The organism is Streptomyces sp. V1I1 (assembly GCF_030817355.1).
Taxonomy (GTDB): domain Bacteria; phylum Actinomycetota; class Actinomycetes; order Streptomycetales; family Streptomycetaceae; genus Streptomyces.
The window spans coordinates 2,248,563-2,274,476 of record NZ_JAUSZH010000001.1; the positions used below are offsets into that span (position 1 = coordinate 2,248,563).

Sequence of the window (25,914 nt, forward strand, 5' to 3'; positions counted from 1 at the left end):
GGCGCACAACTTCACGTCGCCCACCACCTGAAGGTAAAAGCAACGTTGCAGAGACTATTCGTTCAAGTTTCGAAGTCAAGACCCTTACTGAACAGATCTGAACCGCATGCGGACCGACTTGAGTTCAACACTTGAAGATCGGTCAGCGGTGCTCAGCGGTTGTCAGCGAAGGCGCTGGCTGATGACCTTGGAGACGCCGTCGCCCTGCATGGAGACGCCGTACAGCGCGTCAGCGACTTCCATCGTCCGCTTCTGGTGCGTGATCACGATCAGCTGCGAGGACTCCTGGAGCTCCTGCATGATCCGGATCAGCCGCTGGAGGTTGGTGTCGTCGAGCGCCGCCTCGACCTCGTCCATCACATAGAACGGGCTGGGCCTGGCCTTGAAGATCGACACCAGCAGCGCGACGGCGGTCAGCGAGCGCTCGCCGCCCGAAAGGAGCGAGAGCCGCTTGACCTTCTTGCCCGGCGGCCGCGCCTCGACGTCCACGCCCGTGGTGAGCATGTTGTCGGGGTCGGTCAGAATCAGCCGGCCCTCGCCGCCCGGGAAGAGCCGCGAGAAGACACCCTCGAACTGGCGGGCCGTGTCCCGGTACGCATCGGTGAAGACCTGCTCGACGCGCTCGTCGACTTCCTTGATCACCTGGAGTAGGTCGGCCCTGGTCTTCTTCAGGTCTTCAAGCTGCTCGGAGAGGAACTTGTGGCGCTCCTCCAGCGCGGAGAACTCCTCCAGGGCAAGCGGATTCACCTTCCCGAGCTGCTGATACGCCCGTTCGGCGGACTTGAGCCGCTTCTCCTGCTCACCGCGTACGAAAGGTCTCGGCTGGTTGCGCGGGTGCTCAGGGTCATCGGGCAGGTCCTCTCCCTCGGCGGGCAGTGACGGCGGCACCAGCTGGTCGGGCCCGTACTCTGCGATCAGCCCGGCGGGTTCCACGCCGAGCTCCTCCAGAGCCTTGGTCTCCAACTGCTCGATCCGCAGCCGCTTCTCCGCCCCGAGTACCTCGCCGCGGTGAACTGAATCCGTGAGTTTGTCGAGCTCGCCCTTGAGGTCGCGCCCCTGGTTACGGGCTGCGCTCAACTCCTGTTCGCGCTCGGCCTTGGCCCCCTCGGCCGCGACCCGCTCCGCCTCGGCCCGCACCAGCGAGACCTCGACATGGGCCAGCAGCTGGCGGGCACCGCTCGCCACAGCGGACGCGACCTCCGCCTCGTGGCGCAGCCGGGCGCGCCGCTGTTCGGCGCGCGCCCGTGCCTCGCGCTCGGCGCGCGCACCCCGGTCGAGTGCGTCCGCGCGCCCCGCGAGCCCCTTGACGCGCTCCTCGTGCGTACGGACCTGGAGGCGGGCCTCCATCTCGGTCTGGCGTGCGTTGGCGCCGTCGGCGGCGAGCCGGTCCCGTACATGCGTATCGGGCTCCTCCTCGATGGGAGCCTCTTCGGCGACGAGCAGCCGCTCGGCCAGCTCCTCGGCCTCCTCCCGCGCCCGCTCCAGCGCCTCCTGCGCCCTGGCGACGGCCGCGGTCGTCCGCTCGGCCTCGCCCGCGGCGCCGCGGGCCTGCCCGGCGAGCCGTCCCAGCTGACCCGACACGGCCGACTTCTCACGGTCGGCGGCCCGGCGGCGCTCCCCCAACTCCTCCACCAGCGCGGCACATTCGCGGCGACGCCCGGTGGCCAGCTGCTGGGCGGCGGCCAGCTCCTCGCACTGGACCGCCAGCTCCTCCAGCTCGGCGGCCGCCTCGTCGACGGATGCCTGAACCTCTAGCAGGCTCGGCGCTCCGGCGGAGCCGCCCTGCGCGAAGTGCGCCCCGAGGACATCGCCTTCGGCGGTCACGGCGGTGAGTTCGGGCCGCGAGTAGACCAGATCCTCGGCGTCCTCCAGCGTCCCGACGACGACCATGCCCCGCAGCAGCCGGTGCACGGCGGGCATCAGCTCATCGGGCCCGCGCAGCAGATCGGCGGCGTACGGGTGCCCGTCCGCGCGCCGCTCCGGCGGTACGGATTCGGGGGCGCCACCCAGCAGTATTGCCGCGCGCCCCGCGTCCGTCTTGCGGAGCAGCCGCAGCGCCTCGGCGGCGGTCGCCGGGGTCGACACGGCGACGGCGTCCGCGGCCGCGCCCAGCGCCGCCGCGACCGGCACCTCGTAGCCGGGAGCGACGGTGAGGAGCTCGGACGCCGGGCCGAGCAGACCGCTCAGCCGGTCCTTCGCGGCGAGCAGCGCGCCCGTGCCGTCCTTGCGGCGCAGGCCCAGGGCGAGCGCCTCGCGGCGGGCGGCCACGGCTGCGCGCTTGCGTTCGGCGGTGGTGAGGGCCTCGCGGGCCGCGCTCTGTGCCGCCTCCGCCTCCGCCAGTTCGTGCTTGACCGCGTCGTGCTGCCCGCCGAGTGCGGAGTCGTCGGCGTCGAGCCCGTCGACCTCGGCCTTCAGCTGCTCGTACTCCTCCTGGGCGGCCACAGCCCGCTCCTGGGCCTCGTCGCGTGCGGCGGCCAGCCGGTCGATCTCGGCCTGCGCCGATCCGGCCCGCGAACGGGCGGCGTTGACCTGACCGTTGAGCCGGGCCAGTCCCTCGCGCCGGTCGGCGATCGCTCGCGCGACGTCCTTGAGCCTCCGCTCCTCGACGGCCAGCTCCCGCTCCAGTTCGGCGCGGTGCGCGACGGTGTCCTCCAGCGCGCGCTCGGCCGCCTCCAGCGCGGCCTCTAGCTCCGCCTCCTGCTCGCGGATCCTGGCGGCCTCGCGCTCCATGTCCTCGGGGTCGCGGCCGCGCCGCTCGTCCGCGGGCGCCGCGGTCGCGCTCTTCACCCGCGCGTCAGCCAGCGAGATCGTGCCGCGCACCCGCTCGGCCAGCTGGGACAGCTCGTACCAGCTCTGCTGCGCCCGCTGCAGCCGCGGCGCGAGGCGCCGTACGTCGTCCTCCAGCTCCGCCTCGCGGCTCAGCGCCGCCTTGAGCTCCGCCTCGGCGGCGTCCTTGCGTTCCTTGAGCGCGGCCTCGTCGGCGATCTCGCTGCGCAGCGCCTCCCGCAGCCGTACGAGATCGTCGGCCAGCAGCCGCAGCCGGGCGTCGCGCAGATCGGCCTGGATGACGGCGGCCCGCCGCGCCACGGCGGCCTGCCGTCCCAGCGGCTTGAGCTGCCGGCGCAGCTCGTCGGTCAGATCCTGTACGCGGGCGAGGTTGGCCTGCATCGCGTCCAGCTTCCGCAGCGCCTTTTCCTTGCGCTTACGGTGCTTGAGGACGCCGGCTGCCTCCTCGATGAAGGCCCTGCGGCCCATCGGATCGGCGTGCAGTACGGAGTCGAGCTGGCCCTGCCCGACGATGACGTGCATCTCGCGGCCGATGCCGGAGTCGGACAGCAGTTCCTGGATGTCGAGGAGCCGGCAGGTGTCGCCGTTGAGCTGGTACTCGCTGCCGCCGTTGCGGAACATGATCCGCGTGATGGTGACCTCGGCGTAGTCGATGGGGAGCGCGCCGTCGGAGTTGTCGATGGTGAGAGAGACCTCGGCGCGGCCGAGCGGGGGCCGCCCGGTCGTCCCGGCGAAGATGACGTCCTCCATCTTGCCGCCGCGCAGCGACTTGGCTCCCTGCTCACCCATGACCCAGGAGAGCGCGTCCACCACATTGGACTTGCCGGAGCCGTTGGGCCCGACGACACAGGTGATGCCCGGCTCGAACCGCAGGGTGGTGGCGGAGGCGAAGGATTTGAACCCGCGCAGGGTCATGGCCTTGAGGTGCACGCCGCCGGACTCTACCTTTCACTCGCGGTTTCACCCATGAAGGTGCAGGGCACATCAGACGTTAAGAGAAGCACCGTACGGGGCGGGGGGCAAAGAAAGAAGGGACGCCGAAGCGTCCCTTGCATATCTTGCGCGATGTATCTCCAGAGATCGCCGTGCTCAGGTGAGCGCAGGCTCCGCCTGGGGTACGTCGATGTCGATGCCGTCAAGCAGCGACTCTCCAGGGTGCTGAGCGACGGCAGCGTTGAGCGCGTCGTTCTCGGACTGGATCCGTACAAGCTCGGATTCCAGGTCCTGGACGCGCTGCTGAAGCCGTCGCATCTCGGCGAGGAGTCGCGGGTCGGAACCGCCGACGTAACCGAGAAGCGCCTTTGCCATGATGGATGGTCCTCCACACTGAGTGACCGACCGAAGCGGTGTGGGTCGTGAGGGAATCGCACCCGCGGTGTTCGGCAGTGCTTGTTACTGCTGATATTGCTGCGGTTCTTACTGCCAAACAGCTAAGGTGCGCGGGGACTTCCAGAGTCTCACCAAAAAGTTTGACGGTCAACACGATCACGCCCCGCATCAGCGGGCAAACCCGGGGGCATCCGGCCGCGAAACGTGCGGCGGAGCCTCATCTGCGGGGCCCTTGGGGCGTAGAGATCATTCTTACTGGCGCAGCCTCGCACGACAAGCCCTTCTTGGCAACCACCAGGTCATTCCACCAAAGGCAGGTGGCCTGAGGCATGCGTTATGGACCGCTGAGGCGACGAAATCCGTGGTGATCTTCAGCGGATCGCGAAGTCCTCGTAACCGCCTCGCGGGGTGCCCCAGATCTCAGTGACACCGTCGACCCGCCCGGGTGTGTCGCCGGAGCGCAGCCACTCCAGCAAACGGTGGCAATTCTCACGTGACCCCTCTGCCACAACCTGCACTCTGCCGTCGTCGAGATTGATGGCGAATCCCGTAAGGCCGCCGATCTCCAGAGCATTTGCCCTGGTGAACCAGCGGAAGCCCACGCCCTGTACTCGGCCGCGTACCCAGGCGGTGAGCCGTGCAACATCATCCATGGGTGCAAGCTAACCGGCCAATTCCTCTCTGAGCACTTCGCCCCCACCCGTCATGGCGTACAGTCCGGTCGAAATGGGACTCACCCGTATGGGTGAGTCTGCTTTGATATTCGACCGTCAAGCATCGTCGAGCATGAGGAAGGCACTGCAGATGGGACGCCATAGCCGGAAGAGGCGGGCAGCTGTGCCCGTGCGCACCGGGCTGCTCGGTGCTTCCGCAGCCATGGCGGTAGGCGCCGTGGCCGTCGCGTCCGGCTTGCTGCCGGGCGGCGACAAGTTCAACGTCGGCGGCGGCAGCGAGTCGAGCGGGCAGGTACGCACCGAGGGCTCGGCGAAGCTGCAGACGCAGGGCGACGCGAGCGCCGAGCCGACGAACGGGGCCTCGGCCTCCGCCAGCCCGAGTGTCACCCGCCCGCAGGCGCCGTCGAAGACCCCCTCCCCCACGCCGACCAAGCCGTCGGCGACGCCTTCGAAGCAGACGAAGGCCCCGGAGAAGCGGAAGGAGAGCACCGCGCCTCCGTCCCGTACCGAGACGCGCGCCTCAGACCGTGCGTCCGAGCGGGCCAAGCCCGTGGCCACGGGTGCCGCGGCCATCGAGGCCGAGGTGCTCAGCCTGGTCAACAAGGAGCGCGCGAAGGTGGGGTGCAGCCCGGTGCGGTCCGATGCCGCACTGGCGGATCTCGCCGGGGACTTCAGCGCCGACATGGCCGCGCGCGGCTTCTTCGACCACACGGACCCGGGCGGAGCGACCCCCTGGGACCGCGCCGCGAAGGCGGGCGTGCAGGGGCTCGGCGGCGAGAACATCGCCCGCGGGCAGGCCGACGCGGCCGCTGTGATGAACTCCTGGATGAACAGCGACGGTCACCGCGCGAACATACTCAACTGCGAGTACAAGACGCTGGGCGTCGGTGTGTACCTGGGTGACGGCGGCCCCTGGTGGACCCAGGACTTCGGCTTTTGAGGCCCTGCGTCTCACTTTCTCTTGGTCAGCGCTGCGCCGGAGTAAGGTGGCCGTCATGGACGACGGCCACCTCTTCGACGTGTTCTCGAAGCAGTGCCCCTCGCGCGGCACGCTCGAGCATGTGACGGGCCGCTGGGGCAGCTTGACCATCGGGGCCCTGTACGAAGGGACCCTCCGCTTCAACGAACTGCGGCGGCGCGTCGACGGCGTGAGCGAGAAGATGCTCTCCCAGACACTGCAGGCCCTGGAGCGCGACGGCCTGGTTCACAGGGACGCGCAGCCCACGAATCCGCCGCGGGTGGACTATGAGCTGACCCCGCTGGGACGCGCCGTGGCCGAGCGGCTGCTCGGGCTGATCCACCTGGTGGAGGGCCGGATGCCCGAGGTGCTGGCGGCGCGCGAGCGTTACGACAGCGTGCTCGTCAGCCGTGGCGGCCGCTGACAGCGCGGGCAGAAGTAGCTGGACCGGTTCATCCAGGGGCGTCGGCGTATGGGTGTGCCGCAGCGACGACAGGGCTCGTCCTCTCGCCCGTAAGCGTCCAACGACCGGTCGAAATAGCCTGATTCGCCGTTCACGTTCACATAGAGGCTGTCGAAGCTGGTGCCGCCGACGGCCAGGGCCGCGTTCATCACGTCCCGTACATGACGGAGCAGTTCGGTCGAGCGGGGGCGTGTGAGGGTCGCGGTGGGGCGCTCGTAGTGGAGCTTCGCGCGCCACAGCGCCTCGTCCGCGTAGATGTTCCCGACCCCGCTGATCAGCGACTGGTCCAGCAGCGCGCGCTTGACGGTCGTACGGCGCAGGCGCAGCGCTGTATGGAAGGCCGCGTCGTCGAAGGCGGGGTCGAGCGGATCACGCGCGATGTGCGCGATGACGTCGGGCAGCCCCTCGGGGGTGTTGTCGTGCAGCGAAAGACCGCCGAAGGTGCGCTGGTCGACGAAGCGCAGCTCGGTGCCGAGAGGGTCGTCGAAGCGGATCCGGATCCGCAGATGCTTCTCGTCGTCGGCGTCCTCGGGCTGGACGAGCAGCTGCCCGCTCATGCCCAGATGACCGAGGATCGAGGCGTCCGTGTCCGCGAGCGGCAGCCAGAGGTACTTGCCGCGGCGGCGGGCGATGCCGACGCTGTGTCCCTTGAGACGCGCCGCGAAGTCCTCGGCGCCGGCCGGATGGCGGCGGACCGCACGCGGGTGCAGGACCCGCACCTCGGCGATCGTACGGCCGCTGACCCAGCGCTGGAGTCCGCGACGTACGACCTCGACCTCGGGCAGCTCGGGCACGGGGCTCCTTCGGGCAACTCTCACGGTGGTGCCCGCAGCGTACCGCTGTGCCGGATGACGAAACCGGTGAGGCCCCTGCGCTCCAGGCTTGGGTTCTAGCGGTCGTCGCAACGCCTCAGCTCAGGGGATGCGATGGACTTCGAGATCCGTGGGGATCGCAAGCCGCAGGGGCCCAGGAAGCTCCGTGGTGAGCGGGCGGAATACTTCCGGCTCGTGCAACAGGGCTACAGCAACAAAGAAGCATCCCGGCTTGTCGGCGTGCATGAGCGGACCGGTCGCGAGTGGCGTCATGGCCGGACGGATCCGCAGAGGCTTCGGGCGCCCGCTCACATCGAGCGGGCGCCCGTTGCCGCACCGTCCCGGTACTTGAGCGAGACCGAGCGCATCCACATCGCCGACCGCTTGCGGGAGAAGGCCACCGTCCGGGCGATCGCCGCCGAACTGGGCCGCAGCCCGTCCACCGTCAGCCGGGAGATCCACCGCAACCGCAGTCCCGGCCGAGGCAGCCAGTGGCACTACCGCCCACACGCCGCCCAGGCCCGCGCGGATGCCCGCCGGCCCCGCCCCAAGCCCGGCAAGATCGGTCGGAACACCGCACTGCGGGACTTCATCCAGGACGGCCTGGACCTGAAGTGGAGCCCGGAACAGATCTGCGAGAGTCTGCGCCGGACCTTCCCCGACCAGCCGGAGATGCACGTGGTGCACGAGACGATCTACCAGGCCCTGTACGTTCAGGGCCGCGGAGAACTGCGCCGCGAGCTGGCCCGGGCCCTTCGCTCGGGCCGCGCCCGCCGCCGCCCGCAGCGCCAGGCGGCCTGTCGTCAGCCGCGCTTCACGCATCCGATGGTCATGATCAGCGAACGCCCGGCAGAGGCGGAGGACCGGGCGGTGCCCGGCCACTGGGAAGGGGACCTGATCATCGGGATGGACAACCGCTCAGCGATCGGCACCCTCGTCGAACGGGCGACCCGCTACGTGATGCTGGTGCACCTGCCTGACGGCCGCAGCGCAGCGCACATGCGCGACGCGCTGGTGGAGACCGTGAAGACCCTGCCGTCGCATCTGACACGCTCGCTGACCTGGGACCAGGGATCGGAGATGGCCGCCCACCATGCCTTCAGCGTCGCCACCGACATCCCGGTCTACTTCTGCGACCCCGCCAGTCCCTGGCAGCGCGGCTCGAACGAGAACACAAACGGCCTGCTGCGGCAGTACTTCCCCAAGGGAACCGACCTGTCCGTCCACACCCGCGAGCAACTGGCCGCTGTCGCCGCCGAACTCAACGGCCGCCCACGCAAAACGCTCGGCTGGGAACCCCCAGCCGAGCGCCTGCATAAACTGCTCGCCGCCTGACACAACCGATCACGTGTTGCGACGATCCCTAGAAACCGCCAGGGGGAGCGAGGGGCCTCAAGGGAAAACGGAAACGTCGACTCAGGCCGTGGCCCGGTCCGCGGGTTCCGAGGTCGAAAGGGTGTCGGCGGCCCCTCCGTCGGATTCCTCGGCTTCGTCGGCAGCGTCGGACGCCTCGGGCGTCGCGTCGGCCGCCGCTTCGGCTTCGGCCTTCGCCGCGGCCAGACGCTCGTCCGCGGCGGCACGGATCTCCCGCCAGGCGGACTCCGCCGCCTGCTGCTCCGCTTCCTTCTTGCTGCGGCCGGTGCCGGTGCCGTACGAGACACCACCGACGCGGGCGGCAGCAGTGAAGGTCTTCTCGTGGTCCGGGCCGGTCTCGGTGACGAGATACTCCGGGACTCCGAGCCCCTCGGCGGCGGTGAGCTCCTGGAGACTGGTCTTCCAGTCCAGGCCCGCGCCAAGGTTCGAGGACTTCTCGATCAGCGGGTCGAAGAGCCGGTGCACCAGCTCCGAGGCCGCCTCGAGGCCCTGGTCGAGATAGACCGCACCGATCACCGCTTCCAGGGTGTCGGCGAGGATGGACGCCTTGTCCCGGCCACCCGTGCCCTCTTCGCCCCGGCCGAGCCGGATGAAGGAGCCGAGTTCGAGGCCGCGACCGACCTCCGCCAGCGCACGCGAATTGACCACCGCGGCCCGCAACTTGGCCAGTTGGCCTTCGGGCAGGTCGGGGTGAGTGCGATACAGCGTGTCGGTGACCACCAGACCGAGCACCGAATCCCCGAGGAATTCGAGCCGCTCATTGGTGGGCAGACCGCCGTTCTCGTACGCGTACGAACGGTGGGTCAGCGCACGCACCAGAAGGGCGGACTCGAGGTGATACCCGAGCCGCCCTTCCAGAAGCGTGTGGGACGAGGCTGCGTTGGCTGTGTTTACTGCGTCTGCCTGCTTCTTGGCATTGGACAGCTCAGACATCGTGCCTCTCACCGGCCGCTCAGACCTCGAGGACCTGGCGCTTGTTGTAGGTGCCGCAGCTCGGGCACGCGATGTGCTGGAGCTTCGGCTCCTGGCAACGCTCACACGAAACCAGGTTGGGGACCGCAGCCTTCCACTGCGACCGGCGGTGGCGCGTGTTGCTGCGCGACATCTTCCGCTTCGGAACAGCCACGGCTACTTCTCCTGCTTCTCGTCGACGCCCGCTTCGGCGCCGCCCATGTTGTCCTTCTCGCCGTCCTGAATGGTCTCGGCGAGTCCCTGCAAAGCCGCCCAACGAATGTCGGCGGCATCGTGGTGGTGACCCGGGTTCTCGTCCAGCCTGACCCCGCACTGGGAGCACAGGCCGGCACAGGTCTCCCGGCACACCGGCTGCATCGGCAGTGCGAGCACCACCGCATCACGCAGCACGGGCTCGAGGTCGAACAGGCCGTCCTCGAGGAAAAGCGTGTCCTCGTCCTCGGCGTCGTCGACCGGCTCCGCAGTGCGACTGCGGCCCCGGTCATCGGCGTCGGGGTACGTGAACATCTCCTGGAAATCCGCCGCAACCTCCTGGCTGAGCGGCTCCAGACACCTTACGCACTCCCCCTCGGCCGACGCACGGGCGGTGCCTGTGACAAGCACACCTTCCATGACCGACTCCAGGCGGAGGCCGAGCTCCACGGGCGAGCCCAGAGGCACGCCGATGACCCCTTCGATACCGAAGTCCTTGGGGGCCGGGACCGAGCGGGTCAGCCGCTGGAGCGCACCGGGACGCCGCCCCAGCTCGTGTGTGTCGAACACGAGGGGGTTGCGGTGGTCAAGGCGCGTGCTCAGGGCTTTTCCTGCTTTCGGATCGTGGGGAGGGGCCGTCCCGATTCGGATACGAAGCAGGCAGCCGGGATCGCGGAACTACGCGCGACCGAAGAGCCAGGATACTGGACGGGCCGCTGTAGACCCAATCCGGTACTTCCGGGCGGCTTCTTCAGCGCCCCTGCTCATAACGGCGCAGCTGCTCGAGGTCGATCATGCTGGTGTCGAACAGGCTGGTCTCGTCGAGGGCCGCGCCCTGCTGGACCTGCTGCTGGTGCTGGTCCTGCTGCTGCACCGGCTGCTGGTAGGCGTACGGATCCTGCTGGACGTACTGCTGGTCGTAGCCCTGCTGCTGGTACGCGGCGTACGGATCGGTCTGATAGCCGGCGTACGCCTCCTGCGGCTGATAGGCGTACGGATCCTGCTGCGGGACCTGGGCCGGGACCTGGGCCGGGATCTGCGGCTGCGGCTCGGCCTGCGGCTGGTACTGGTGCTGCTGCGGCTGGGCCTGCGGATCGGCCAGCTCCGCGAGACCGGCCAGATAGTCCGCGTCGCTCGCGTGCTGCTGCGGGCCCGCGGCGTCCTGGGCGGCCATGTGCTCGCCGAGAGCGTCGCTGGTGGTCCGGCCGTGCAGCTTCTGACGGCCCCGGCCGACCGCGTCACGGGTCTTGGAGAGCACCGCCTCGAAGGCGCCGAGCTTGGCGTCGACGTACTCGTCCGCGCGCTGGATGAGGGTCTGCGGGTCCGCGCTGTACTCCGGGGCGTCCTCGTCGGCGTACCCCTGCTCGTCCAGGCCGGGGCCGCGGCCGAGCAGCTTCTCGCGGCCGCGGTCGACGGAGCCGATGGTCTTGGTGAGGACGACCTCGAAGTTGGCGAGCTTGGAGTCGACGTAGTCGTCGGCCTCGGCGCGGATCTCCTCGGCTTCCCTGCGGGCCTCGGCGAGGATGCGGTCCGCCTCGTCCTGGGACTGGCGGGCGACCTGCGTGTCCGAGATCAGCGAGCCGCGCTCGGCGTGGGCGCTCTCGATGATCCGCTCGGCCTCCTGGCGGGCCTGCTCGACCAGCTGCTCACGGCCGCCGATCAGCTCCTGGGCCTGGGCCAGGGATCCCGGCAGGGCCTGCCTGACCTCTTCGAGCATGGCGAGCAGCTCGGCGCGGTTGACCACGCAGGAGGCCGACATGGGCATCGACCGGGCGTTCCCGACCGCCTCGACGATCTCGTCGAGCTTCTTTTGGACGTCCACCGTGTGTTCGCCACTCTCTACAGCTGATGGGAGACGGACGGGACGACTGTACGGGCAGTCGGCGCCCGTCCGACACCGGGTGACGGACTGTCAGCCCGTCACTTCTCGGCGAGGCGCCGGGTCAGTGCCTCATGGACCACGGGCGGCAGCAGGTGGGAGACGTCGCCGCCCCAGGCGGCGACCTCCTTGACCAGACTGGAGGACAGGAAGCTGTAGGTGGGGTTGGTCGGGACGAAGAGGGTCTCGACGCCCGAGAGGCCGTTGTTCATCTGGGCCATCTGCAGCTCGTAGTCGAAGTCGCTGACCGCCCGCAGACCCTTGACGATGGCCGGGATGTCGCGCTGCTTGCAGAAGTCGACGAGGAGGCCGTGATGGGACTCCACCTCGACGTTCCCGTACTCACTGGTGACCTGGCGGATCATGTCCATCCGCTCTTCGACGGTGAACAGTCCCTGCTTGGACTGGTTGATCATCACCGCGACATGTACGACGTCGTACAGCTTGGAGGCGCGGGCAATGATGTCGAGGTGTCCATTGGTGATGGGGTCGAATGACCCCGGACAGACTGCGCGGCGCAACTTACGTCCCTCGCTCTCCGGTCCGGTCATCGTGCGTCTTCGCACGTAGAGGCGGCGCGACCGTACCAAAGCGTGCCCTCGCCGTAACGACGGGCCCGCAATGGCTCGAAGCCCTGCGGCCATATGAATTCGCCGCCTCTGGTGCTGCGCTCCACGGTGGCGAGAGCATCGTCCGCGATCCAGCCCTGAGCGCGGAGTGTGAGCAGAATCTCGCGAAGATCGTCGTCGGTGACGGCGTACGGAGGGTCGAGGAAGACGACGTCGTACGGGGCGTCGGGGGCGGGACCCGTCACGATCTGTTCCGCTTTGCCGCTACGCACCTCGGCGCCGGGCAGGCCGAGCGCCCGGACGTTCTCCCGGACGATACGGGCGGCGCGGCTGTCGGCCTCGACGAGCAGGGCGTGGGACGCGCCGCGGGAGAGCGCCTCCAGGCCGACGGCGCCGGAGCCCGCGTACAGATCGGCGACTCGGATGCCGCTGAGCGTGCCGAGGAGCGACTCCCAGCTGGAGAAGAGCCCCTCGCGGGCGCGGTCGGATGTGGGGCGGGTGCCGGTGCCGGGCGGGACGGCGATACGGCGTCCGCCGGCCGCGCCGGCGATCACGCGGGTCATGGCTGTCGGTCCTCGTCGGGTTGTGGGGGGTGCGGATACGGCGGGGTGCACACCCGAGGATATTGCTTCGGCGGCGGCCGGTGCGGGGCGGACCGCTCTCCTCCTGGGCCCTCAGCCCTTGTCGAGGTACTGCTCCCGCTCCGTGTCGAGCAGCGCGTCCAGCGCCGTACGCAGTTCGGGCAGCCGTTCGAGGTCCGGGTCCTCGGCGACGATTGCCACTGCCTCCTCGCGGGCGGCCGCGATGACCTCCTCGTCGTCGATGACGGTGAGCATCCGCAGAGAGGAGCGCACGCCGGACTGGGCCTGGCCGAGCACATCGCCCTCGCGGCGCTGTTCGAGGTCGATACGGGAGAGCTCGAAGCCGTCGAGGGTGGCGGCGACCGCGCCGAGCCGGGCCCGGGCGGGGCTCGCCTCGGGCATCTCGGTGACCAGCAGACAGAGACCGGGGGCCGAGCCACGGCCGACCCGGCCGCGCAGCTGGTGCAGCTGCGATACGCCGAACCGGTCCGCGTCCATGATCACCATGGCGGTGGCGTTGGGAACGTTGACACCGACCTCGATGACGGTGGTGGCGACCAGGACGTCCACATCGCCGGCGGCGAACCGGCGCATGACGTCGTCCTTGTCGTCGGGCTGCATCCGCCCGTGCAGCACCTCGACGCGCAGGCCGCTCAGCGGCCCCTTGGCGAGCTGCTCGGCGATCTCGATCACGGCCAGCGGCGGGCGCTTCTCGGCCTCGTCCTCGGCGGACTTCTTCTTCGGATCGTCCTCGCCGTCGCCGATACGGGGACAGACGACGTACGCCTGGTGTCCCTTCTCCACTTCCTCGCGCACGCGCTCCCAGGCGCGCGCAAGGAAGTGCGGCTTGTCCTGGGCGGGGACCACATGGCTGGCGATCGGCAAACGCCCGGCCGGCAGCTGGTCCAGGACCGAGGTCTCCAGATCGCCGAAGACCGTCATCGCGACCGTACGGGGAATGGGGGTGGCGGTCATGACGAGCAGGTGCGGCGGCTGCTTGCCCTTGGAGCGCAGGGCGTCACGCTGCTCCACGCCGAAGCGGTGCTGCTCGTCGACGACGACCAGACCCAGATCGTGGAACTGCACCTTGTCCTCGATCAGCGCGTGCGTGCCGATCACGATCCCGGCCTCGCCGGTGACCAGGTCGAGCAGCGCCTGCCGCCGGGCGGCCGCGCCCATCGAGCCGGTCAGCAGGACCACCTTGGTGGCGTGCTCGGCGCCGCCGAGCATCCCTCCCTCCGCCAACTCGCCCATCATCTCGGTGATCGAGCGGTGGTGCTGCTGGGCGAGGACTTCGGTGGGCGCGAGCATCGCGGCCTGGCCGCGAGAATCAACGACGGTGAGCATCGCCCGCAGCGCGACCATCGTCTTGCCCGATCCGACCTCACCCTGGAGGAGGCGGTGCATCGGGTGCTCGGTCGCCAGATCGTCGAAGATCTCCTTGGAGACCTTCTGCTGGCCCTCGGTGAGGGTGAAGGGCAGCTTGGCGTCGAAGGCGTCGAGCAGTCCGTCCGGCCTGGGCCTGCGTGCCACGGCGGGGAGTTGGGTGTCGGCGTACCGCCGGCGGGCGAGGGCGACCTGGAGGACGAACGCCTCGTCCCACTTCAGGCGCTGCCGCGCGTCCTCGATGTCCGCCTTGGTGTCCGGCCGGTGGACCTTGAGCAGTGCCTCGGGCAGCGATGCGAACCCACGTCCCTCGCGCAGCGCGGGCGGCAGTGGATCGACGGCTTCCACGGCCCTGGGCAGCACCGCGTCCACCGCTTTGGTGATCTTCCAGGACTCCAGGCCCTTGCAGGCCGGGTAGATGGGGATCAGCTTGCCCGCGAAGGCGTCGACGGCGTCGTCGCCGCTGTCCGCGCCCAGCGGTACATACGTGGGGTGCGCGAGCTGCAACTTGTGGTTGAAGACGGACACCTTGCCGGCGAACATCCCGCGGCTGCCCGGCGGCAGGTCCTTGTGCGGCTTGTGGATTCCCCGTCCGAAGAAGACCAGCTGAAGCCGGCCGCTTCCGTCGGTCAGGGTGACCTCCAGGCGCTGGCCCCGGCCGTGGTTGAACTTCAGCACCCGGGAGTCGGCGACTTGAGCGACCACGGTGACGTCCTCGTCCAGCGGCAGATCGGCCAGCCTGGTCAGCTGGCCGCGCTCCTCGTACCGGCGGGGGTAGTGGTGCAGGAGATCACCGACCGTATGCAGGTCGAGATGCTCGGCCATCACCTTCGCGGTGGCGGCGCCGAGCGTGTTCTTCAGAGGTTCGTCGAGCGCGGGCACGCGATCCATTGCACACCACACCACTGACAGACGTCGCGCACCTGTGGATATCCGCTGGTCACCACGGTGCCGCGAGCCGCTCTACGCCGCCCCTGCGCCGCCCCTGCGCCGCCCCTGCGCCGCCCCTGCGCCGCCCCTGCGCCGCCCCTGCGCCGCCCTTGCGCCGTCCCTACTCCACGCCGACGAGCAGCGGGGTCGACCCCCGCCCGCCCCGGTACACCAGGGTGTCCACCGCCAGGTAGCCGTCGCGTACATACCTCTCCAGGCGGTCCGCCACCGCGTCGCCGTCCGGGACGTCCTCCCCCAGGACCAGCGTCACCAGCTCGCCCCCTGCCGCCAGCATCCTGTCCAGCACCGCCTCCGCGGTGGCTGCCAGGTCCACGCCGATCACCGCCACGTCGCCGTCGATCAGGCCCAGGACGTCTCCGGCCTGGCACACGCCCGCCGACGTCCACGACTGCCGTTCCGCGACGGCGAGTTCGGCGTAGCGCGTCGCGCCCGCCGCCGCCGTCATGGCGACCACGTCCTCGTCGAATCGGCGGTCCGGCTCGTGCACGGCGAGGGCCGCGATGCCCTGGACGGCCGCGCGGGTCGGGATGAGGGCGACCCGAACGCCCTCCGTGCGGGCCTGTTCGGCGGCCGCCGCGGCGGTGTGGCGGAGCTCCGCGGAGTTCGGGAGGAGGACCACCTCGCGCGCGTGGGCGCGCCGGATCGCGTCGACGAGTTCGCCGCTGGCCGGCGGCTCCCCCGGGCGGGCGAGGACCGTTGTGGCGCCCGCCTCGGCGCACAGGCCCGCCAGTCCCTCCCCTGGAACGACCACGACGACCGCCCGCTGCACCTGTTCCCGCTCCCGGGACACCGCCGCGGCGTCGAAGTGTGTGATGCGGATCCGGTACGGCCGCCCCGCCTCGACGCCCGCCTCCACCGCCGCGCCCGCGTCGTCGACGTGTACGTGGACGTTCCACAGGCCGTCCCCGCCGACGACGACGAGCGAGTCGCCGAGCCCGTCGAGCCGGGTCCGCAGTCGGGCCACCGCCGCGTCGTCCGCCTCCAGGAGGTAGATCACCTCGAAGGCCGGGCCCCCGTCGGCGCACGGCTCCGAGCCCGGGTCACCGATCTCATGGCTTACATGAGCCAGCACGGGCGCGACCGGGGCCTCCCCGGTCACCGCCTCGACCAGCGCCCCGAGCACCATGAGCAGCCCGCGCCCGCCCGCGTCCACGACCCCCGCGCGCTCCAGCACGGCGAGCTGCCCGGGGGTGGCGTCCAGTGCCTGCCGCGCCCCCTCGTACGCAGCCCGCACCGCATCCTGCGGGAACGCGTCCGCGGCCTGCGCCGCCGCCCCCGCCACGCTCAGGATCGTGCCCTCGACGGGATGGGCGACGGCCTCGCGCGCCAGAGTGGCGGCCCGCTGCAGCGCACCGGCCAGGTGATCTCCGTCTCCCAGCCGCTCCGCCATGCCCCGCAGCAGCTGCGCCAGGATCGTCCCGGAGTTCCCGCGGGCGCCGATCAGCGCCCCGTGGGCCATCGCCCGCACCACGTCGGCCGGCGCGGGCGCCGATGACCCGGTCTCGTGCGCGGCGAAGACCGCCTCCACGGCCTGGGCCGCGGACTCCACGGTCAGGTACAGATTTGTGCCGGTGTCCCCGTCCGCGACCGGATAGACATTGATCGCGTCGATCTCCTCGCGCTCACGGCCCAGGGCCTCCAGCGCCAGTGAGCACCAGGTGCGTACCGCTGCGGCGTCGAGGGTCTGCGGCACCTGGTGATCCTCCTTGAGCGGCCCGGAAAGGGCCGTGGGCAGCGGGGTTGCACCGCAGGGTAGACCCCGGGCGGGAGCGGGGTCCGGGGCGGGGGCGGGAGAAGCCATGGTAGTTTCGTATCTCGGACGCAGTCGTTGTATGCTGCTCCGGTTGCCCGATGAGAGTCGGGCCATTCCCCCGGCAAAGCCACCAATCAGGTCACTGATTTCCGGCGCGCCGGAATTCACTGTAAGTGCATCTGAAGTCTTTGGAGTGACCCGTGGCTGCCAACTGCGACGTCTGCGGCAAGGGGCCGGGCTTCGGCAACAGCATCTCGCACTCGCACCGCCGTACGTCCCGTCGCTGGAACCCGAACATCCAGCGTGTGCGTGCCGTGGTCGGTGGGACGCCGAAGCGGCTCAACGCCTGCACCTCGTGCATCAAGGCCGGCAAGGTCTCGCGCTAACGCCGACTGTTCGTCGTAGCGCAGCCCCTCCGGTTGCCTTGAAAGCCGGTCCACCTCGGTGGACCGGCTTTTCAGCGTGCCCGTATCCGTGCCCGTGCCCGTACTCGTACTCGTACTCGTACGACGGTCACCTGAAGCGCCAGGCGTGATCGACCGGGCCGATCCCGCCTCCCAGCGGGAACCCGGCCGCGATCGCCCCGGTGACGTACTCCTTCGCGGCCCGCACGGCCTCCGGGACCCCCATCCCCTTGGCCAGACCCGACGCGACCGCGGACGCCAGGGTGCAGCCCGTCCCATGGGTGTGCCGGTTGTCGTGCCGGGGCGCGCGCAGCCAGTGCTCCTCCGCGCCGTCCGTCAGCAGGTCCACCGCATCGCCCGCGAGATGCCCGCCCTTGATCAGCGCCCATCGCGGCCCGAAGCCGAGCACGGCCTCCGCGGCCCGCCGCATCCCCGTCTCGTCCTCGACCACCACACCCGTCAGCTGACCGACCTCGTCCAGATTCGGCGTGGCGACGGTGGCGAGCGGCAGCAGCTTCTTGCGTACGGAGTCGAGCGCGGAGGCGGCCAGCAGCGGGTCGCCGTGCTTGGAGACCCCCACCGGGTCGACGACCACCGGTGCGTCCACATCGGCCAGCAGCTCGGCGACCGTCTCGACGAGCGGCGCGGACGCCAGCATGCCGGTCTTCACGGCCTGTACGCCGATGTCGTCGACGACGCTGCGGTACTGCGCCCGTACCGCATCGACCGGCAGCTCCCACGCGCCCTGCACACCCAGGGAGTTCTGCGCCGTGACCGCGGTGAGCACGCTCATGCCGTGCACGCCGAGCGCCAGCATCGTCTTGAGGTCGGCCTGAATGCCCGCGCCGCCGCCGGAGTCGGACCCGGCGACGGTGAGCACGCGAGGAGGCACGCGGGGAGGTATGTCCATGCGCCCGAATCTACTTGCCGTCCTCGATGTCTCCGAAGTGGTCCCAGCCGCCCTTGCTGGTCCACGGCGCACCGTCGACCGTCACCTGCGGCAGCGCCGACGGGTTGAGCACCTCGCCGATCACCTTCCAGCGGGCCGGCAGCTTCACGTCCGGCGGGAAGGTCGCGACGATCGCGTGGTCCTCTCCCCCGGTCAGCACCCACTGCAGCGGGTCGACGCCGACGGCCTGGCCGATGTCGTTCATCTGCGAGGGGATGTCGATGGAGCCCGAGCGCAGGTCGATCCGGACCTTGCTGGCCTCCGCGATGTGCCCGAGGTCGGCGACGAGTCCGTCGCTGATGTCGCACATGGCGGTGGCGCCGAGGCCCGCCGCCGCGGGTCCCGCGTGGTACGGCGGCTCGGGCCGCCGGTGTGCCTCGACGAAGGCGCGCGGCGAGCGGAAGCCCCGGGAGAGCACCGCGTGCCCGGCGGCCGACCAGCCCAACCAGCCGGTGTACGCGACGACATCGCCGGGCTTGGCGCCGGCCCGGGTGACCGGTTCGTGGTTGCGCAGATCGCCGAGCGCGGTGATCGCGAGGGTGATGACATCGCCGCGTACGACATCGCCGCCGACCACCGCGGCTCCGGCGACCTGGCACTCGTCGCGGATGCCGTCCATCAGCTCGGTGGCCCAGGTGACCGGGAGTTCGGCAGGTACGACCAGGCCGAGCAGCAGCGCGGTCGGGACCGCGCCCATAGCCGCGATGTCGGCCAGATTCTGGGCGGCGGCCTTGCGGCCGACGTCGTACGCGGTCGACCAGTCACGGCGGAAGTGCCGTCCCTCCAGCAGGACGTCCGTGCTCGCCACCACCCTGCGGTCGGGTGCGGCCACGACCGCGGCGTCGTCACCGGGTCCGAGCCGGACCGCGGGGGTGGAGGTGAGCCGTGAGGTGAGCTCCCTGATGAGCCCGAACTCCCCCAACTCGCCCACAGTGCCCTTCACCGAGTCTCACCTCTCCGTCGTCCTGCCGGAGTGCCCGGCAGTGCTGCTTGCTTGCGGTCGCGAGCCGTCTGCGGCATATGTACCGTCAAGCGATACGTCAACTTCTTCTTCCCGTACGCCACGCTGCGGGCGTCACCCCGCGCGCGGGTCTCCCCGCGGCCCGCGGCGACGCGATACCGTGGCGTCCCTTCCCCCCACATGATCCTCGTGGCCGCCCTGGAGGTTCCGTGGTACAGGCGTACATCCTCATTCAGACCGAGGTGGGCAAGGCGTCGACCGTCGCCGAGACCATCGGCAAGATTCCGGGAGTGATCCAGGCCGAGGACGTGACCGGTCCGTATGACGTGATTGTGCGTGCCCAGGCCGAGACGGTCGACGATCTCGGTCGCATGGTGGTCGCCAAGGTCCAGCAAGTGGACGGCATCACCCGCACCCTGACCTGCCCGGTCGTGCACCTGTAGCCCCCGTCTACGCTTGGCCGGTGACGATTTCCCGCCGTCGGCCCCTCTGTCTGTCCGCTGCCGCGCTGATGCTGCTGGCTGCCGCGGGCTGCTCCTCCACGGACGCAGCGGTGTCGATCACGGTTCCCAGCCCCCCGGCGGAGGAAGCCGCCCTGTGCGGCGCGCTGCACAAGGAGCTTCCGAAGTCCGTGGCCGGGCAGGACCGTAACGACCCTGAGCCGGCTTCCGAACTGACCGCCGGCTGGGGCGATGCCGCGATCGTACTGCGCTGCGGCGTCCCCCGGCCGGAGAAGATGAGCGCCCCCCAGTCACAGGGAGTGGAGGCGAACGGCGTCAACTGGCTGCTGGAGGAGGAGCCCGAGGGCCCCCGCTTCACCACGACGTACCGCAAGGCCTATGTCGAGGTCTCGATGGAGAAGCGGTACGCCCACGACATCACGCCGCTCGCCGAACTGGCCGACGCCGTCAAGAAGACGGTGCCGGCCACGCTCGACGTTCCGTAGGCCCTTTGATCGCTAGCGCAGCCCGGTCGGGCGGCGCAGCGCCGCCTGGATCAGCCGGTCGACCAGCTCGGAGTAGCCGACGCCGCTCTCCTGCCACATCCGCGGGTACATCGAGATCGGCGTGAAGCCGGGCATGGTGTTGATCTCGTTGATGACGAACTCGCCGTTCTCCTGCAGGAAGAAGTCCGCGCGGACCAGTCCCTCGCAGGACGCGGCGTCGAAGGCCTCCACCGCGAGGCGGCGCACCTCGGCGGTCTGCTCGTCGGTCAGCGGCGCGGGTACGAGACCGGCCGCGGAGTCGATGTACTTGGCCTCGAAGTCGTAGAACTCATGGGCCGTGACCGACGGGATCTCGGCCGGGACACTGGCGCGCGGGCCGTCCTCGAACTCCAGGACGCCGCACTCGATCTCGCGGCCGCGCAGCAGCGACTCCACGAGGATCTTGGGGTCGTGGCGCTGCGCCTGACTGATCGCCTCGTCCAGGCCGGAGAGGTCGTCGACCTTGGTGATGCCCATGGAGGACCCGGCGCGGGCCGGCTTCACGAAGAGCGGCCAGCCGTGCTCGCCCGCGAAGTCGATGATCTTCTTGCGGGCGGCGGTCGGGTCGAGCTCCCACTCGCGGGGGCGGATCACCTCGTAGGGACCGACGGGCAGGCCGAAGGAGATGAAGACGCGCTTCATGTACTCCTTGTCCTGGCCGACGGCCGAGGCGAGGACGCCCGAGCCGACGTACGGGACCCCGGCAAGCTCGAGGAGGCCCTGGAGGGTGCCGTCCTCGCCGTACGGGCCGTGCAGCACCGGGAAGACGACGTCGACCTCGCCGAGCGCCTTGGGCACGGCACCGGGTTCGCTGTAGACGACCTCGCGGTTGGCGGGGTCGACGGAGAGCACGACACCGCCCTCGGTCGAGTCGGCGAGCTGGTCTACGCTCGGCGTCCGCCGGTCGGCGATCGCCATCCGGTCCGGTTCGTCAGCGGTCAGCGCCCAGCGGCCGTCCGTAGTGATGCCGATCGGCAGTACGTCGTACTTCGTACGGTCGATGGCGCGCAGGACGGCGCCGGCGGTGACCACGGAGATCCCGTGTTCGGAGCTGCGACCGCCGAAGACGACGGCTACGCGCGGCTTGCGGAGCTGCTGCTCAGGGCTCTGGGGGAGGTTCTCGCTGCTCATATCGCGATGAGACTACCGTGCACGTCCCGTGCCGTGGAGTGCAGGCACGGGGCGCGCTGGGTCGCCCAGTGCGGCAGGGCGCGGCGGACTGTCCGGGTTCCCCCGGCCGGTGGCTGGAGGCCGCCGCAGCAGCTCGAAGCCGCGAAGCGGTGCGAGAGGTGCGTCGAAAAGAGGTCAGCGGCGCTCGGGCTTGGCGGCGCGTGACATCAGCTCCTTGAGCGCGACGACCGGCGGCTTGCCCTCGTGGACGATGCCGACGACCGTTTCGGTGATCGGCATGTCGACGCCGTGCCGGCGTGCCAGATCGAGCACCGATTCACAGGACTTGACGCCTTCCGCGGTCTGCCTGGTGACCGCGATGGTCTCCTGGAGGGTCATGCCGCGGCCGAGGTTGGTGCCGAAGGTGTGGTTGCGGGAGAGCGGCGAGCAGCAGGTGGCCACCAGATCGCCGAGTCCGGCGAGGCCGGAGAAGGTCAGCGGGTCCGCGCCCATCGCGAGGCCGAGCCGGGTGGTCTCGGCCAGGCCGCGGGTGATCAGCGAGCCCTTGGCGTTGTCGCCGAGTCCCATGCCGTCCGCGATGCCGACGGCGAGGCCGATGACGTTCTTGACGGCGCCGCCGAGTTCGCAGCCCACCACGTCCGTGTTGGTGTACGGGCGGAAGTACGGGGTGTGGCAGGCCGACTGGAGCCGCTGGGCGACGGCCTCGTCGCGGCAGGCGACGACGGCCGCGGCAGGCCGGCGCTGGGCGATCTCCTTGGCGAGGTTGGGGCCCGTGATCACCGCGACGCTCTCGGCGGGGACCTCGGCGACCTCTTCGATGACCTCGCTCATGCGCTTGGCGGTGCCGAGTTCGACGCCCTTCATCAGGGAGACGAGGACGGTCTCGGCGGGCAGCTTGGCCGCCCATTCGGCGAGGTTGCCGCGGAGCGTCTGGGAGGGGACGGCGAGGACGGTGAAGTCAGCGCCGCGCAACGCCTCGGCCGGGTCGGTGGTGGCCCGGAGCGAGGAGGGGAGCTCAATTCCCGGCAGATAGTCGGGGTTGGTGCGGGTGGTGTTGATGGCGTCGACGAGTTCGGCGCGACGGCCCCAGAGGGTCACATCGCAGCCCGCGTCCGCGAGCACCATGCCGAAGGCCGTACCCCACGAGCCTGTTCCGAATACCGCTGCCTTGGTGGCTGCGCGCGTCACTTGGTGCCCTCCTCGGCGGCCTTGCGGCGCTGCTGTGCGAGTACTTGGCGCAGATCGTACGGCTCCGCGGGGGCCTGCTCGCCGCGCAGTTCCTCCAGCAGACCGGTGACCGCGGCCATGATGGCCTCAGTCGCCGCCCTCAGCACCTCGGGCGTCGGCTCCTCGCCGTAGAAACGGTCGAGGTCGACCGGCGGGCCCGCCTTCACCTGAAGCGTCTTACGCGGGAAAAAGCGGACCTTCTTCTCCTGCGCGTACGGCGGCATCGCCAAGTTGGCGCCCCACTGCGCGATCGGAATGACGGGCGCCTTGGTCAGCAGAGCCGCGCGTGCGACTCCGGTCTTCGCAGTCATCGGCCACATGCCGGGATGGCGGGTGAGAGTGCCCTCGGGGTAGAAGGCGACGCATTCACCGCGCTCCACCGCATCCACGGCGGCGCGGAAGGCGCCGACGGCGTTGGAGGACTCGCGGTAGACGGGAATCTGGCCGGTGCCTCGCAGCAGGGTCCCGACAACGGGCGCCTCGAAGAGCACCGCCTTGGCGAGGAATCGGGGCACACGTCCGGTGTTGTACTGGAAGTGGCCGTACGAGAACATATCGAGATACGAGTTGTGATTGACGGCGGTGATGAATCCGCCGTCCGCCGGAATGTTTTCCATCCCCCGCCAGTCCCGCTTGAACAGAACCAACAGCGGCGGTTTCGAGATGACCGCCGCCAGGCGGTACCAGAAGCCGATTCTACGGCGGGACACTCGGACACCCTCCTCTATTGCCGGGTCACCGCCCGGCTGCTGGGGGTCAAGTGTCGCCCCAGGCCCCTGGTCTGTCGAGGACACGGTACGCCCCGGTCCAGGGCCCGGTCCTCAGGACCTTCGCGGGCACGCGCCACAATGGAGCCCGATGCGCATGGACGGAGAGCTCGCCACGAACACCGACTCGAAGGTCCGCTGGTCCCTGGTGGTCCCGCTGAAACCCCTTGTACTGGCCAAGAGCAGGCTCGCCAGGGCCGCGGACGACATTCTGCGGCCGCATCTCGCGCTCGCCTTCGCCCAGGACACCGTGGCCGCGGCGCTGGCCTGCGAAGCCGTGCGGGATGTGGCAGTCGTCACGGACGACCCGGCGGCCACGGCCGAGCTGGCGGCACTGGGGGCGCGGATCGTGCCGGACTCCCCGGCAGCGGGCCTCAACGCGGCGCTGGCACACGGGGCGGACGCGGTGCGCGCCCTGCGGCCCGCGGCGGCGGTAGCCGCACTCAACGCTGATCTGCCCGCATTGCGTCCCGCGGAATTGGCACGGGTCCTTGCGCGCGCTTCGGTATTTCCCCGGGCATTTCTGGCGGATGCGGCAGGAATCGGTACGACATTGCTCTCGGCGGCACCCGGCATGGAATTGTGTCCCGCTTTCGGCGGCCGTTCCCGGCGTCGGCATTCGGCATCGGGAGCCGCGGAAATCCTGCTCGAAGGCGTCGATTCGGTACGGCAGGACGTGGACACGGGGGACGATCTGGCGGCCGCGCTTGCCCTGGGAGTGGGCCCGCGGACCGCGGAGCGCTGGGCGGCCGGCGCCCACGCTCTGGACGGCTGACGCGACGGCTAGGCTGGCCCGCATGCAGGCGACCTCGTACACCTACGACTCCGAGACCCGCAGCGGGAGCGTGCTGCTCGACGACGGCACCCCGGTTGAGTTCGACGCCGCGGCCTTCGACGCGGGCGGTCTGCGGCTGCTCCGGCCCGGCCAGCGCGTGCGCATCGAGACCGAGGGCGAGGGCGCGTCCCTGCGGATCACCCTGGTGACGCTGCAGACCCTCTGACCGCTGCCCCCTCTGCCCTTTTCAACGCCGCGGGCCGGGCTCCCCGAAGGGAAGCCCGGCCCGGCGCGTGAGTGGCTCTGTGACCCTTTGCCGCTTACTTCTTCCTGGCAGTGGTCTTCTTGGCGGTCGTCTTGCGCGCCGTCGTCTTCCTGGCGGGCGCCTTCTTGGCCGTGGCCTTCTTGGCCGGCGCGGTCTTCTTGGCGGTCGCCTTCTTGGCGGCGGTCTTCTTGGCCGCGGTCTTCTTGGCGGTCGCCTTCTTCGCCGCCGTCTTCTTGACGGCGGCCTTCTTCGCCGTGACCTTCTTCGCCACCGTCTTCTTGACGGCGGCCTTCTTCACAGCCGCCTTCCTGGCGGTGGCCTTCTTGGCCGCGGCCTTGGCGGTCGTACGGCTGGGAGCCCCGCCCGAAAGGCTGCCCTTGGGAGCCTTCTTGACGGCGACCTCGCCACCCCTCGGGAGCTTCTTCGAGCCGCTCACCAGGTCCTTGAAGCCCTGGCCCGCACGGAATCGCGGCACCGAGGTCTTCTTGACCCGTACGCGCTCACCCGTCTGCGGGTTGCGGGCGTAACGAGCAGGACGGTCCACCTTCTCGAACGAGCCGAAGCCGGTGACCGAAACCCGGTCTCCGCCGACAACTGCGCGGACGATCGCGTCAAGTACCGCGTCGACAGCCTCGGCGGCCTGCTGACGGCCGCCGACCTTGTCGGCAATCGCTTCTACGAGCTGCGCCTTGTTCACGTCTTCCCCTTCGGAGACATTGCCGGAACGAATGCGTCCAGGCTTTTTCGCACGTTAGGCAGATATATACCGCAAATCAAACACGAAACGGGCTAATCACCCTAGTGCCGCAACGAAGTCGACCGTCGCGGAACTTTGGGTGTCAGTCGCCTTCAGGGAATCGGCCCTCGTCGAGGTCCTTCATGAAGCGGTCCAGACGCCTTGCCGCATCCGGGAGATCGTGCTTCGCCGCGGCCGTGACGACCAGCAGCTTCCGGGACAGCGCCATCCTTACGCCCTCCGGGACTTGCAGCTCACGCACCCGTGTGTGCGCTTGTTTCAATCGGGCGGCGACTGCCTCGTAGAGCTCGAGTTGGCTGTCGCGTTCCATGCACCGATTGTGCCATCTGAGGCGAGTTGTCGCCCGACGGGGTCTCAACAACCGACTGCGCCCCCCACCGGACGGTGGGGGGCGCAGTACGGGAAAAGCGCTGCTCAGGCCTCAATTGTGCGGGGCTTGAAGGCCGGTCGGGATGCCTCGTAAGCCGCGATGTCCGCTTCGTTCTGAAGGGTGAGGCTGATGTCGTCCAGACCGTTCAGCAGCCTCCATCGGGCGTTCTCGTCAAGGTCGAAGTCGGCCGTGATTCCGGTGGCCAGAACCTGTCGCTTCTCCAAGTCCACGGTGATTTCGGCGGTCGGGTCGGCTTCGGTGACCTCCCAGAGCGCGTCCACGACCTTCTGGTCCAGAACCACCGTCAGCAGGCCGTTCTTGAGCGAGTTGCCCCGGAAGATGTCGGCGAACCGGGAGGAGATGACGGCCTTGAAGCCGTAGTTCTGCAGGGCCCACACGGCGTGCTCGCGGGAGGATCCGGTGCCGAACTCCGGGCCGGCCACCAGGACCGTGGCGCCCTGCCGCTCGGGCTGGTTGAGGATGAACGACGAATCCTTGCGCCAGGCCTCGAAGAGCCCGTCCTCGAAGCCGTCGCGGGTGACCTTCTTCAGCCAGTGGGCCGGGATGATCTGGTCGGTGTCGACGTTGCTGCGGCGCAGCGGAACAGCCCGGCCGGTGTGCGTGGTGAAAGCTTCCATGGTTG

The 25,914-nt window shown here is 69.8% G+C and carries 28 protein-coding genes; 8 read left to right on the forward strand and 20 right to left on the reverse strand.

Translation table 11 applies throughout. The annotated features are described in order from the left end of the window. Positions 1-162: 162 nt before the first annotated feature. From smc to QFZ67_RS10715, 3 genes are all read right to left on the reverse strand, one after another. Positions 163-3,717 carry a chromosome segregation protein SMC gene (gene smc, locus QFZ67_RS10705; RefSeq protein ID WP_307660860.1) on the reverse strand — a complete coding sequence of 1,185 codons (3,555 nt, stop codon included), beginning with the start codon at positions 3,715-3,717 and terminating at the stop codon, positions 163-165. 159 nt (positions 3,718-3,876) lie between these two features. Then, complete coding sequence (locus QFZ67_RS10710; protein ID WP_215097132.1) at positions 3,877-4,095, reverse strand: hypothetical protein; 219 nt, start codon at positions 4,093-4,095, stop codon at positions 3,877-3,879. 392 nt (positions 4,096-4,487) lie between these two features. Then, on the reverse strand, positions 4,488-4,769 hold the full coding sequence (locus QFZ67_RS10715; RefSeq protein WP_307660861.1) for an acylphosphatase: 282 nt from the start codon (positions 4,767-4,769) through the stop codon (positions 4,488-4,490). 151 nt (positions 4,770-4,920) lie between these two features. On the opposite strand from QFZ67_RS10715, the gene QFZ67_RS10720 reads away from it, so the two are divergent. Together QFZ67_RS10720 and QFZ67_RS10725 are read left to right on the forward strand one after the other, a co-directional pair. After that, positions 4,921-5,730: a CAP domain-containing protein gene (locus QFZ67_RS10720; RefSeq protein WP_373429978.1), complete on the forward strand. Its 810-nt coding sequence runs from the start codon at positions 4,921-4,923 to the stop codon at positions 5,728-5,730. A 55-nt stretch (positions 5,731-5,785) separates the two neighbouring features. Next, entirely contained in the window at positions 5,786-6,172 is a 387-nt protein-coding gene (locus QFZ67_RS10725) for a helix-turn-helix domain-containing protein (protein WP_307660863.1), read from the forward strand. Here the strand turns inward: QFZ67_RS10725 and mutM are convergent. Next, positions 6,136-7,005 (reverse strand): bifunctional DNA-formamidopyrimidine glycosylase/DNA-(apurinic or apyrimidinic site) lyase, encoded by an 870-nt coding sequence (gene mutM / locus QFZ67_RS10730; RefSeq protein ID WP_307660864.1) that lies wholly within the window; start codon positions 7,003-7,005, stop codon positions 6,136-6,138. The genes QFZ67_RS10725 and mutM overlap by 37 nt on opposite strands. A 132-nt stretch (positions 7,006-7,137) precedes the next feature. Here mutM and QFZ67_RS10735 point away from each other — a divergent pair, with 132 nt between their 5' ends. Further along, the gene (locus tag QFZ67_RS10735; RefSeq protein WP_307660865.1) at positions 7,138-8,358 is read left to right on the forward strand and encodes an IS30 family transposase; all 1,221 of its coding nucleotides are present in this window, start codon (positions 7,138-7,140) and stop codon (positions 8,356-8,358) included. A gap of 81 nt (positions 8,359-8,439) precedes the next feature. Here the strand turns inward: QFZ67_RS10735 and rnc are convergent, their stop codons facing one another. From rnc to QFZ67_RS10775, 8 genes are all read right to left on the reverse strand, one after another. Then, positions 8,440-9,330: a ribonuclease III gene (gene rnc / locus QFZ67_RS10740; RefSeq protein WP_307660866.1), complete on the reverse strand. Its 891-nt coding sequence runs from the start codon at positions 9,328-9,330 to the stop codon at positions 8,440-8,442. 19 nt (positions 9,331-9,349) lie between these two features. Next, positions 9,350-9,523, reverse strand: coding sequence for a 50S ribosomal protein L32 (rpmF, locus tag QFZ67_RS10745; protein ID WP_053675094.1), 174 nt, complete (start codon positions 9,521-9,523; stop codon positions 9,350-9,352). 2 nt (positions 9,524-9,525) lie between these two features. After that, a complete protein-coding gene (locus QFZ67_RS10750) occupies positions 9,526-10,164 on the reverse strand; it encodes a DUF177 domain-containing protein (protein WP_307665796.1) in 639 nt (212 codons plus the stop codon). Between the two features lie 148 nt (positions 10,165-10,312). Continuing rightward, positions 10,313-11,383: an ATP synthase F0 subunit B gene (locus tag QFZ67_RS10755; protein ID WP_307660867.1), complete on the reverse strand. Its 1,071-nt coding sequence runs from the start codon at positions 11,381-11,383 to the stop codon at positions 10,313-10,315. Between the two features lie 98 nt (positions 11,384-11,481). Then, entirely contained in the window at positions 11,482-11,961 is a 480-nt protein-coding gene (gene coaD, locus QFZ67_RS10760; protein ID WP_307665797.1) for a pantetheine-phosphate adenylyltransferase, read from the reverse strand. Between the two features lie 26 nt (positions 11,962-11,987). Beyond that, the gene (rsmD, locus tag QFZ67_RS10765; protein ID WP_307660868.1) at positions 11,988-12,572 is read right to left on the reverse strand and encodes a 16S rRNA (guanine(966)-N(2))-methyltransferase RsmD; all 585 of its coding nucleotides are present in this window, start codon (positions 12,570-12,572) and stop codon (positions 11,988-11,990) included. Between the two features lie 111 nt (positions 12,573-12,683). Next, entirely contained in the window at positions 12,684-14,867 is a 2,184-nt protein-coding gene (recG, locus tag QFZ67_RS10770) for an ATP-dependent DNA helicase RecG (RefSeq protein ID WP_307660869.1), read from the reverse strand. Positions 14,868-15,027: 160 nt separating this feature from the next. Next, complete coding sequence (locus QFZ67_RS10775; RefSeq protein WP_307660870.1) at positions 15,028-16,620, reverse strand: DAK2 domain-containing protein; 1,593 nt, start codon at positions 16,618-16,620, stop codon at positions 15,028-15,030. A 260-nt stretch (positions 16,621-16,880) separates the two neighbouring features. On the opposite strand from QFZ67_RS10775, the gene rpmB reads away from it, so the two are divergent. Continuing rightward, positions 16,881-17,066, forward strand: a complete 186-nt coding sequence (gene rpmB / locus QFZ67_RS10780; RefSeq protein ID WP_307660871.1) for a 50S ribosomal protein L28 — start codon at positions 16,881-16,883, stop codon at positions 17,064-17,066. A 127-nt stretch (positions 17,067-17,193) separates the two neighbouring features. Here rpmB and thiD read toward each other — a convergent pair whose 3' ends face one another. Together thiD and QFZ67_RS10790 are read right to left on the reverse strand one after the other, a co-directional pair. Beyond that, positions 17,194-17,994 (reverse strand): bifunctional hydroxymethylpyrimidine kinase/phosphomethylpyrimidine kinase, encoded by an 801-nt coding sequence (thiD, locus tag QFZ67_RS10785; protein ID WP_307660872.1) that lies wholly within the window; start codon positions 17,992-17,994, stop codon positions 17,194-17,196. Positions 17,995-18,004: 10 nt separating this feature from the next. Continuing rightward, the gene (locus QFZ67_RS10790) at positions 18,005-18,976 is read right to left on the reverse strand and encodes a thiamine-phosphate kinase (protein ID WP_307660873.1); all 972 of its coding nucleotides are present in this window, start codon (positions 18,974-18,976) and stop codon (positions 18,005-18,007) included. A 227-nt stretch (positions 18,977-19,203) separates the two neighbouring features. Here QFZ67_RS10790 and QFZ67_RS10795 point away from each other — a divergent pair, with 227 nt between their 5' ends. Both QFZ67_RS10795 and QFZ67_RS10800 read left to right on the forward strand, forming a co-directional pair. Then, complete coding sequence (locus QFZ67_RS10795) at positions 19,204-19,437, forward strand: Lrp/AsnC family transcriptional regulator (protein ID WP_108152814.1); 234 nt, start codon at positions 19,204-19,206, stop codon at positions 19,435-19,437. A gap of 68 nt (positions 19,438-19,505) precedes the next feature. Further along, positions 19,506-19,940, forward strand: coding sequence for a DUF3515 domain-containing protein (locus QFZ67_RS10800; RefSeq protein WP_307665798.1), 435 nt, complete (start codon positions 19,506-19,508; stop codon positions 19,938-19,940). 12 nt (positions 19,941-19,952) lie between these two features. On the opposite strand, the gene QFZ67_RS10805 is transcribed toward QFZ67_RS10800, so the two are convergent. The 3 genes from QFZ67_RS10805 to QFZ67_RS10815 form a co-directional block, all read right to left on the reverse strand. Then, positions 19,953-21,110 (reverse strand): D-alanine--D-alanine ligase family protein, encoded by a 1,158-nt coding sequence (locus QFZ67_RS10805; RefSeq protein WP_307660874.1) that lies wholly within the window; start codon positions 21,108-21,110, stop codon positions 19,953-19,955. Positions 21,111-21,284: 174 nt separating this feature from the next. Then, entirely contained in the window at positions 21,285-22,298 is a 1,014-nt protein-coding gene (locus tag QFZ67_RS10810; protein ID WP_307660875.1) for an NAD(P)H-dependent glycerol-3-phosphate dehydrogenase, read from the reverse strand. Next, positions 22,295-23,047 carry a 1-acyl-sn-glycerol-3-phosphate acyltransferase gene (locus tag QFZ67_RS10815; RefSeq protein WP_307660876.1) on the reverse strand — a complete coding sequence of 251 codons (753 nt, stop codon included), beginning with the start codon at positions 23,045-23,047 and terminating at the stop codon, positions 22,295-22,297. Before QFZ67_RS10815 ends, QFZ67_RS10810 begins: the two co-directional genes overlap by 4 nt. Positions 23,048-23,195: 148 nt before the next feature. Between QFZ67_RS10815 and cofC the strand changes: the two genes are divergently transcribed. After that, complete coding sequence (cofC, locus tag QFZ67_RS10820; RefSeq protein ID WP_307660877.1) at positions 23,196-23,879, forward strand: 2-phospho-L-lactate guanylyltransferase; 684 nt, start codon at positions 23,196-23,198, stop codon at positions 23,877-23,879. Between the two features lie 22 nt (positions 23,880-23,901). After that, positions 23,902-24,105 carry a hypothetical protein gene (locus tag QFZ67_RS10825; protein WP_307660878.1) on the forward strand — a complete coding sequence of 68 codons (204 nt, stop codon included), beginning with the start codon at positions 23,902-23,904 and terminating at the stop codon, positions 24,103-24,105. Positions 24,106-24,199: 94 nt separating this feature from the next. On the opposite strand, the gene QFZ67_RS10830 is transcribed toward QFZ67_RS10825, so the two are convergent. The 3 genes from QFZ67_RS10830 to leuD form a co-directional block, all read right to left on the reverse strand. Further along, complete coding sequence (locus QFZ67_RS10830; RefSeq protein WP_307660879.1) at positions 24,200-24,841, reverse strand: HU family DNA-binding protein; 642 nt, start codon at positions 24,839-24,841, stop codon at positions 24,200-24,202. 142 nt (positions 24,842-24,983) lie between these two features. After that, positions 24,984-25,211: a hypothetical protein gene (locus tag QFZ67_RS10835; RefSeq protein WP_307660880.1), complete on the reverse strand. Its 228-nt coding sequence runs from the start codon at positions 25,209-25,211 to the stop codon at positions 24,984-24,986. Between the two features lie 104 nt (positions 25,212-25,315). Continuing rightward, entirely contained in the window at positions 25,316-25,909 is a 594-nt protein-coding gene (gene leuD, locus QFZ67_RS10840; RefSeq protein ID WP_307660881.1) for a 3-isopropylmalate dehydratase small subunit, read from the reverse strand. Between the last annotated feature and the right edge of the window lie 5 nt (positions 25,910-25,914).